Source organism: Synechococcus sp. R55.3 (assembly GCF_047461975.1).
GTDB lineage: Bacteria > Cyanobacteriota > Cyanobacteriia > Thermostichales > Thermostichaceae > Thermostichus.
This window is the reverse complement of record NZ_JANSIG010000111.1, coordinates 1-8313: the sequence shown is the minus strand read 5'-3', so window position 1 is coordinate 8313 and position 8313 is coordinate 1. Positions and strand designations below refer to the sequence as shown.

The following is an 8313-nucleotide window of genomic DNA, read 5'->3' as shown; positions in this document are numbered from 1 at the left end:
ATGACTTTGGCGGAACTGCAACCCATTTTGGCGGAGCGAGGGCAATGGTGGCCGGTGGATCCCCTCTATCCGGATCGGGCTACCCTGGGGGGCATTATTGCCACTGCCGATACAGGTTCTCTGCGCTGGCGTTACGGTGGGATCCGCGACTTGCTACTGGGCATGACCTGGGTGCGGGCGGATGGGGAGGTGGCCAAAGCGGGCGGGCGGGTTGTCAAGAATGTTGCCGGCTATGACCTGATGAAGCTGTTCACTGGATCCCTGGGCAGCTTGGGAATTTTGACCCAGGTGAGCCTGCGGCTTTACCCCTTGCCGGCAGCTCAGTCTGCTTTGCTGGCTACAGGATCCCTGCCGGAGCTGGAGGTTTTGTGTCGGCAGGTGCTGACCGGCCCCGTTAACCCTGTGGGGGTGGATCTCTGGCTGAGGGCAGAGGGATCCCAGGTTTGGCTCAGCTTTCATGGATCGGAGCGAGCAATCGCCCAACAGATGGCCCAAACGCGGCGGCTGGCCCCTGCAGGGCTGACTTTGCAGGAAGTGAATCCCGGCTCTCTGTCCCTGCCTCAACCCGGCTCAGGAGCAGTGCTGGCCAAGTTCGGGTGCCTGCCCAGTCAGAGCTTGGCAACACTGGAGCAGTTTCAAACCCTGTTTCCTGGAGCTCAGGTGCAACTGCACCGAGGCTGTGGGCTAGGACGGGCTTGGCTGGTTCAGCCAGAAGTGGGATCCCTAATGCAACTGCAACGCTACCTCAAGTCCGCAGGCGGATTTCTCCTGCTTCTGGAGGCTCCGCCAGCTCTGAAGAGGGCTCTTGCCCATGACTTTGGCCCGGTTGCCAGCCTAATGCGCAAGCTGAAGCAGCAATTTGACCCTGCCGGCACCTTCAGCCCCAGCTTGATATAGGCACTGCCCCTGTCACCGCTCCTTCCCCGGGATCCCTCTGGCCAAACGTCTTGTTCCGGTGCATGATAGATCTATAAGAAATTGAAACATTTCTTAACATCATTTCTCAGTATCTCAGCGTCAAAGCTAGGAGAGGGATCAGCATGAGCATCGAGTGGCAGCGGATACTCCGCGTTGGGGTGGGCTTTTGCCTTGGGCTGTTGATTGCGGTGGGCGGGGGATCCCTGACCTGGGCGCAACCTGCCCTGCCGGTGGTGCCGATGGAGTTGCCCCAGCCGCCTGTGCCGGTCTTGGACTTAGCGGATCAGTTGACCAGCAATCAGGAAGCTCAACTGGCCCAGCATCTGAACAAGTTAGAGCAAGACACCGGCTGGAAGCTGCGGGTGCTGACTCAGTTCGACCAAACACCGGGTCGTCAGGTGAAGGAATACTGGGGCTTGAATGAGCGCAGCGTTCTGATGGTGGCGGATCCCAGGGGGGGCAACTTACTGGCGTTTAATGTGGGGGATGCTGTGCGCGAGATCTTGCCACGTACCTTTTGGATTGAGCTGCAATCTCGCTTTGGCAACCAATTCTATGTGCGGGAGCACGGCACCCACCGCGCCATCTTAGAGACCGTTGATGTCTTGGATCGCTGCTTTCATCAGGGGGGCTGCCGTGTGGTGCCCGGCCTGCCTCAAGAGCAGTGGATCCTGACGCTGGTGACCTCGATTTTGGGGGGGATTGTCCTTGGGTTTGCCGGCAAGCCCCGCCATGCGGAGGAGCTGTTTAACTGGCGTTGGGCCTTGCTCATTTCTCCCCTGTGGTTCATTTTGTTCGGGGCTTTCGGTATCGGCCCGGTGGTCACACGTACTCAGGATTGGATCCCGGTGTTGCGCAACGTCTTGGGGTTTCTGGCAGGGGCTTTGGTGATCTACCTGGCTCCCATTGCTCGCCCGGCAGTGGATCGGCAGTAGCCGACTCTTGAAGTCGGATGGGTGAGTTATGATTAGATTTAGAGAAGATTAAGGCCCTCCTCAAGGGCTCTGGGCTGCTGCCCAAACGCTCCGAGCCGCTTCCGCCCTCCCAAAGGGAGAGGGCGGCCAGGGATTGAGGGAGCAAGCTGGCTATTTGAGATGACTATGGTTGCATCTCTGGAGAAGCTCTCAGCAGCAACTGTCCGAGCCCTTCTCTTGTGGTGCTGGGATCCACAGGACAAGGCCAAGGGGGAATCCTGGAAAATGCTAGGCTTGGTAAAGCCAAATTGCTGGTGTAGCTCAGTTGGTAGAGCACTCGACTTGTAATCGAGCGGTCGTCAGTTCGAATCTGACCATCAGCTTCTGGTGCCATGGAACTTGGCTCTGCTGTCTCCTCTCGCTGAAGCCGAACTCAGCTTCTACACTGGTGGTTAGATTGGCATTAGCGGGATCCCTGGGTCTTGTTGACAGGAGGCCAAGGCCGATCCCTGCTCAGTTTGGCATACCTACTCAGCCGATTGGGTTGTTCTCCTGATTCTCCTTGGATGTCTATGTCCGGTCTCCCAGCCGCTACGGTTCGTCGATTGCAAAAGCTGCCCCAGGTGCCCTCCGTGTGGGAAGGGGATCGTCACAAGCTCTCAGGATCGCCACCCGTGGGATCCCAAACGGAAGGGGAGTGCATTCTTTGGGTAGATGGCGTTCAGGGCGTGGTACGGGCCATGGAGGTGGTGCCCGCCGGTTCTGGCTTTGAGCCGATGGTGCGAACCTTGATTGTGGCCATGGAGCGGCCCCATGCTGCCTCACCTGCTCGTCCCCAGAAGATCATCGTGCGGGATCGAGAGGTGCAATTTTTCTTGCGCGGCATCCTGCACGAGCTGGACATCAAGGTGGAATGCCAGCCGGAATTGCCTCTGATCGACGAGATCCTGCAGAGCTTTGAAGAGGCCAACGAGCGGATCCCTCCCCCTCTGCCGGAACACTATGTTGAGTTGCTGGCCGGCAAAGCCCTTACCCTCTGGCGAGATGCTCCCTGGGATTACCTAGAGGATCACCAAATCTTGGCCATCGACCTAGATCACTGGGACATCCAAACCCTTTATGTCTCGGTGATGGGGCGGTTGGGCATGGAGTATGGGGTGCTTTTTTATCGCTCGCTGCCCTCTCTTAAACAGTTTCGCCAGGATGCGGCCCAGCCGGCCACTCCCGAAGAAATGGAGGAGGCTTTCCTCAGGCAAGATTGTCTCTATCTCACCTTCCAAGCTGGCAATCCTGAACTCAACGAACTGCCGGATCTGGACTTGGCAGATTTGGATCCCGAGGAAATTGAGCCGAACTTCGGCACCATTCACCCCCTGGAAGGCTTGCGCGTGACTTTGCAGGAGGATGAGGCGGCGGCCTTATCGGTGGCCTTGGAAGCCTTGCATCGCTTCTTCAAGCAGTACCACCGCAAGCTGGAAGATGACTTTCGACCCTATCAAGGCCGGTACCGCATTCCCAATCCCCAAGAGAAGGGGACAACCCTTTCGGTGCAGGTGCGCACCCTGCCGGACGTGGCCGAAGAGCTGCTGCAGCTGGAAGGGGAGGCGGAAGAACCTGCACAAACCCTGCTGCGGGATGATTTGGTGCCCGAGGGCGCGCAGATAGGCCTGGGGGTCTTGCCGTGGACAACGGTGGAAATGCTGCGTCGCACGGGGCAATGGCATCCTCTCCCCCAAAGCAAGCTGGTGAAAAATGGAGAAGGGCTGCCGGTGGTGATTGTGCGCACCTCTCGATCAAAAGCAAAGCAGCTCATCGAGAATTTGCGTGGGGAAGGCGGGCCCCAGGGCGTTTGTTTCAACACAGGGGTGGATCCCTTCGATGGCGATCGCTACGACTTGGAAATTGTGCAAACGGGCAATCGCGATCTGCACCTGTTTGGAGAGTTTCCCGAAGATGATCCCGTTCACTCCATGGCTCGCAAGCGCTGGGAGCGGCGTTGCCGGGATACGGGTGGCTATTGCGGCTTGGTGGTGGCGATGGGGGTGAATTCTACGCGCCCAGAGCTGCAAGTGCGCCACATTCTGGCCTTGTTTGAGATGCAGGCTTTGAACCCAACGGGACTGGGACTGGGGCCGATGGTGCGGATTAGCCGACAATTGCACTTGCCTTGACCGTCCAGATGTTGTTCAGATATAAGGATCTCAACAAGCCGGAAGCTGCCCAAAAGAGGCAGGATAATGCAGCTAAGGGATCCTTAGACATCCTTAGACAACAGAGGCACTGCAGATGACCCCCACTGAGCGTGCCCAGTGGTTGAAAGAGCAGACCTTGTTTCAAAGTTTGGCGCCGGAGAGTTTGGCCCCTCTGGCCGAGCAAATGCAAGAGCACCCTTTTCGCCAGGGGGAGACTTTGGCGGTGGCCGGAACCCTGCCGGATGGGATCCAGATTTTGCTGGAAGGGCGCTGGGAAGAACGGGATCCCCATTCTGAGGATCCGGTCGGCCTGCTGCCCGGCTCGGTGGTGCATCTGGCGGAGGTACTGGCAGAGCAACCCCTTCGTCGCCATTTGCTGGCTGCTTCTGATGGGATCCGGGGTTGGATCCCGGCTGCTGCTGTGCGCCGCTGGGTGACTGAGCAGTCTGGGGAGTTGGCAGGGGCTTTGGCCGAGATGCAAGACCGCCTCAGCTATGAGCAGGAACGGCAGGTGGCTTTGCGCCCCTACTTGGTGCCCAAGGTGGAGCGAGGCATCGTCGGCTCCAGCCGCTACGCGGTGCGCCTGCGTCAGCAGATCAAAGAAGCGGCCCGCAGCTCTGCTCCGGTGCTGATCTTCGGAGAACCCGGACTGGAAAAAGATAACGTCGCCGCCCTGATTCATTTTGGATCCCCGCGGCGGCGCCAGCCCATGATTAAGGTGGATTGCAGCGCCCTGCAGGCCAGTGGTGCCGATTTGTTCGGGCGGGCAGGGGGCAAGCCGGGGTTATTGGAGTGGCTGGGAGAGGGCACGCTGCTGCTGAACAACATCCAAGAGCTGCCCGCCGAGCTGATGCCCAAGCTGCTGCGCCTGCTGGAGACGGGATCCTACACGCCTGTGCAGCGGGGGGAAGGGGATGCGGTTGAGGAGCGTCCCTGTCGCTGTCGCCTGCTGATGGTGTCGGAACGGGCCATCCCCGCTCTTGATCCTTGGGTGATGGCCGTCAAAGTGCCGCCGCTGCGAGTGCGCAAGGCCGATATCAAAGCCATGGCCGACTATTTTCTCAGCCTCTACAGCCGCCGACGTGGGATCCCCAAGCCCAAGCTCTCTCCGGAAGCGTTGCGCCGCTTACAGAGCTACGACTTTCCCGGCAACTCCCGGGAGCTGCGCAGTTTGATCGAGCGGGCGGTGGTGCAGGCTGCAGGGGCACGAGTGCTCAGCGAAGAGGTGTTTTGGGTGTCCCAGCCTCGCGGCAAGCGGTTTCGCCTGAACCTGCTCAACGCCTATCCCGGCTTGCGTCGCTTTCTGCGCAGCCCTTGGTGGCCGGATCGCCTCAACTACAGCTTGGTGTTGCCCCTCTATACCCTGGTGGTGTTTCTCTTGTTCTGGGGGCCTCAGGATCGCGCCCACAACGTGGGGTTAAATCTTTTCTGGGCCTGGTGGTGGCCGCTGGTGCTGCTGGTGTTTCCCTTCTTGGGACGGGTGTGGTGTGCGGTGTGCCCCTTTATGATCTACGGGGAATTGGTTCAGAGGCTGTCTTTACGCATGTGGCCGCGGCAGTTGGGGAAATGGCCGCGACAGCAGGCGGAGCGCTGGGGAGGTTGGGCGCTGTTTGCCGGGTTTGCTCTGATTTTCCTGTGGGAGGAGATCTGGGATCTGCCCAATACGGCTTACCTGTCGGGGTGGCTGCTGCTGCTGATTACCGGTGGGGCAGTGGTATGCTCGCTGGTGTTTGAGCGGCGTTTTTGGTGTCGCTATCTCTGTCCGATTGGGGGGATGAACGGTCTCTACGCTAAGCTCTCGATGACAGAGCTGCGGGCTCAGCAAGGCACCTGTTCGGCAGAGTGCACCACCTACCAGTGCTACAAGGGTGGGCCGGAGAAGGGCGAAGGCATGGCGACAGGAGGCTGCCCCCTCTATTCTCATCCGGCGCAACTGCAAGACAACAAAGATTGCGTGCTCTGCATGACTTGCCTCAAAGCCTGTCCCCATCGCTCGGTGGAGTTTAACCTGCGCCCGCCCGGGATCGAGCTGTGGACTACCCATACGCCCCGCGCCGCCGAAATTGCCTTGCTGCTGTTGCTGTTGGGGGGCATTTACCTACACTGTCTGCCACGGTTGGCAGAACAGATGGCGCAATGGGGTCTGAGCTGGGATCTGAATGGGTTTTGGCCCCATCTGGGGGCTGCTTTGCTGGCTTTGAGTGTTCCCAGCCTTGTGCCCTTGGCAGCTTGGGGCTTGGCCTGGCTGTGGCATAGGCTGGGCCAGGGGGCACGGCCCCGTCGGTTTGCGGAGATGATCTACGGCTATCTGCCTTTGGTTTTGGGGGGAACTTTGGCTTTCTACTGGCCGCTATTTTTAACAGAGGCAGGTCAGGTGCTGCCGGTAACCTGGGCAACTTTCTCCCAGGCGGGATCCCCTCTTCCCATCCTCTGGCAGACTCACCCAGCGGTGATCCGGTTTCTCCAGGGATCCACGCTGCTCTTGGCTTTGCTCCTCTCCTGGGCGCTCACCGGCAAAATCGCCCGCCAAAGCCTGCAGTGGCCCTACCATCTGGGCGCGCTGGTGCTGGTGGTCAGCTTGTGGCAGGTGCTGGGAATTTGATTTCAACCCATTTGTAGTCGTTTCAGGTTAGGGTGAGACGCCTGGGCTATTGAGAGAAGCCTTCGAGGGTAAGGGATCCCAGGTATCCTGCCGCCGCAGAGTAGCTTGTCGCAGCCGGGCCAAGTTGGCCGATCCGGTGCAAAAGGCAGCAATACGTAGCTCCTCGATCACGGCACGAAAGGTGTCCACCACCGCCTGCATCTGTCCTTGGGAGACGGCGTGTAAAGCGGGGGCGGCCATACCTATCACATCGGCTCCCAGACGGATGGCTTTGGCCGCGTCGATGCCATTGCGGATGCCACCGCTGGCCACCAGGGGTAAGTCCGGCAGCAGGCGACGAATTTCCAGCAGGGACAAAGCCGTTGGGATCCCCCAATCCCTAAAGCTGTGGGCGATGCGTTTCTTGAGAGCATCTGGTTGGCGATGGGCCTCCACCTCGCTCCAACTGGTGCCGCCCGCTCCCGCCACATCTAGGGCCGCCACACCGCATTCGGCCAGCCGCTGGGCTACCTTAGCACTGAGGCCATTGCCCACTTCCTTCACCACCACGGGCACCGGCAACTGCGCCACCAACTGTTCGATGCGGCCATACAATCCACGCCAGTCGGGATCCCCTTGGGGTTGAACCGCCTCCTGGAGAGGATTGAGGTGCAGAATCAATGCATCCGCCTCGATCATCTCCACCGCCCGTCGCGCCTGCTCCACCCCATAACCGTAGTTGAGCTGAACGGCACCCAGGTTGGCCAGCAGCAAAATATTCGGGGCCACTTGGCGCACCTGGTAAGTCCGGGCCAGCTCTGGATGTTCCAAAGCTGCCCGCTGGGATCCCACCCCCATGGCAATGCCCAACTGTTGGGCGGCGGCGGCCAGTTGTCGGTTCAACTCACGGGCAGCCTTTGTTCCCCCCGTCATGCTGCTGATGAGCAGGGGTGCCTGTAGGCGTTTTCCCAAGAACTCGCAGCTCAGGTCGATCTCCGACAACAGCAGCTCCGGCAACGCCACGTGCTCAAAGAAAAACCGCTCAAAGCCGGTGCGGATCCCTTTGGCAGCCACATCCTGCTGCAGAACAATGTCCAGGTGATCCTGTTTGCGCTCGGAAATGGGGGGGAGAGAATCGGCCATCATGTCAGCAGTGCGGAGCACCTTGGTCTTGGTAGAGATTGTCAGTCTATAACGCCGCGCGCTGCCAAAGGCGAACAGCATTGCCCGTTCGCGCTAGCGGGACGGAGTCCAAGGTGACTCGCTATCTACAACGACAGCGGTGCGGTTCCCGGTAGGGTGCCGGAGGCATAGCACTGTCGCGTCAGCGGTGCGGAGCACTGTCGCGGTAGCGGTGCGGAGCACTGTCGCGGTAGCGGTGCGGAGCACTGTCGCGGTAGCGGTGCGGAGCACTATGATGTGGGCGGGATCCCAACCGAACAGCCATGCAACCCTTGCACATCTTGCTGGCAGAAGGCAACCCTCATCTGCGCAGCTTGCTGTGTTGGCATTTGCAACAGGCCGGACACCAAGTTTGGGAAGCAGAGACCCTTCGCCAAGCAAAGACTCTGCTGCAACAGCAGCCCATTCACCTGCTGATTTTGGATGCGGAGCTGTCCAACCGCGGCGGGCTGCAATTGTGCCGGTGGGCCCATCGCCAGTACGATCTGCTGATTTTGCTACTCTCCCACCGGGGATCCGAAGCGGA

The 8313-nt window shown here is 59.8% G+C and carries 7 protein-coding genes and 1 tRNA gene; 6 read left to right on the top strand and 2 right to left on the bottom strand.

Annotated features, from left to right (window positions below):
• The 5 genes from NW849_RS13245 to NW849_RS13225 form a co-directional block, all read left to right on the top strand.
• The coding region (locus NW849_RS13245; RefSeq protein ID WP_414358183.1) for an FAD-binding oxidoreductase at positions 1-897 on the top strand (897 nt) is incomplete at its 5' end.
• A 260-nt stretch (positions 898-1157) separates the two neighbouring features.
• On the top strand, positions 1158-1853 hold the full coding sequence (locus NW849_RS13240; RefSeq protein ID WP_414358189.1) for a TPM domain-containing protein: 696 nt from the start codon (positions 1158-1160) through the stop codon (positions 1851-1853).
• Between the two features lie 289 nt (positions 1854-2142).
• A tRNA-Thr gene (locus tag NW849_RS13235) sits at positions 2143-2215 on the top strand.
• A 189-nt stretch (positions 2216-2404) separates the two neighbouring features.
• The gene (locus tag NW849_RS13230) at positions 2405-4003 is read left to right on the top strand and encodes a DUF6930 domain-containing protein (protein ID WP_414358182.1); all 1599 of its coding nucleotides are present in this window, start codon (positions 2405-2407) and stop codon (positions 4001-4003) included.
• Positions 4004-4118: 115 nt separating this feature from the next.
• On the top strand, positions 4119-6626 hold the full coding sequence (locus NW849_RS13225) for a sigma 54-interacting transcriptional regulator (protein ID WP_414358180.1): 2508 nt from the start codon (positions 4119-4121) through the stop codon (positions 6624-6626).
• A 27-nt stretch (positions 6627-6653) separates the two neighbouring features.
• Here NW849_RS13225 and fni read toward each other — a convergent pair whose 3' ends face one another.
• Both fni and NW849_RS13215 read right to left on the bottom strand, forming a co-directional pair.
• Positions 6654-7751 (bottom strand): type 2 isopentenyl-diphosphate Delta-isomerase, encoded by a 1098-nt coding sequence (gene fni, locus NW849_RS13220; protein ID WP_414358186.1) that lies wholly within the window; start codon positions 7749-7751, stop codon positions 6654-6656.
• 178 nt (positions 7752-7929) lie between these two features.
• The gene (locus NW849_RS13215) at positions 7930-8052 is read right to left on the bottom strand and encodes a hypothetical protein (protein WP_414358179.1); all 123 of its coding nucleotides are present in this window, start codon (positions 8050-8052) and stop codon (positions 7930-7932) included.
• On the opposite strand from NW849_RS13215, the gene NW849_RS13210 reads away from it, so the two are divergent.
• Positions 8051-8313, top strand: a 263-nt coding sequence (locus NW849_RS13210; protein WP_414358178.1) for a response regulator, incomplete at its 3' end; no start/stop codon positions are given. The two genes, NW849_RS13215 and NW849_RS13210, sit on opposite strands and share 2 nt — an antisense overlap.

What these genes read in the sequence shown, in the direction of transcription:
- NW849_RS13215 (WP_414358179.1), bottom strand. Translation starts at nt 8,052, where the DNA reads ATGGCTGTTCGGTTGGGATCCCGCCCACATCATAGTGCTCCGCACCGC.
- NW849_RS13230 (WP_414358182.1), top strand. Translation starts at nt 2,405, where the DNA reads ATGTCCGGTCTCCCAGCCGCTACGGTTCGTCGATTGCAAAAGCTGCCC.
- NW849_RS13240 (WP_414358189.1), top strand. Translation starts at nt 1,158, where the DNA reads ATGGAGTTGCCCCAGCCGCCTGTGCCGGTCTTGGACTTAGCGGATCAG.
- NW849_RS13225 (WP_414358180.1), top strand. Translation starts at nt 4,119, where the DNA reads ATGACCCCCACTGAGCGTGCCCAGTGGTTGAAAGAGCAGACCTTGTTT.
- fni (WP_414358186.1), bottom strand. Translation starts at nt 7,751, where the DNA reads ATGATGGCCGATTCTCTCCCCCCCATTTCCGAGCGCAAACAGGATCAC.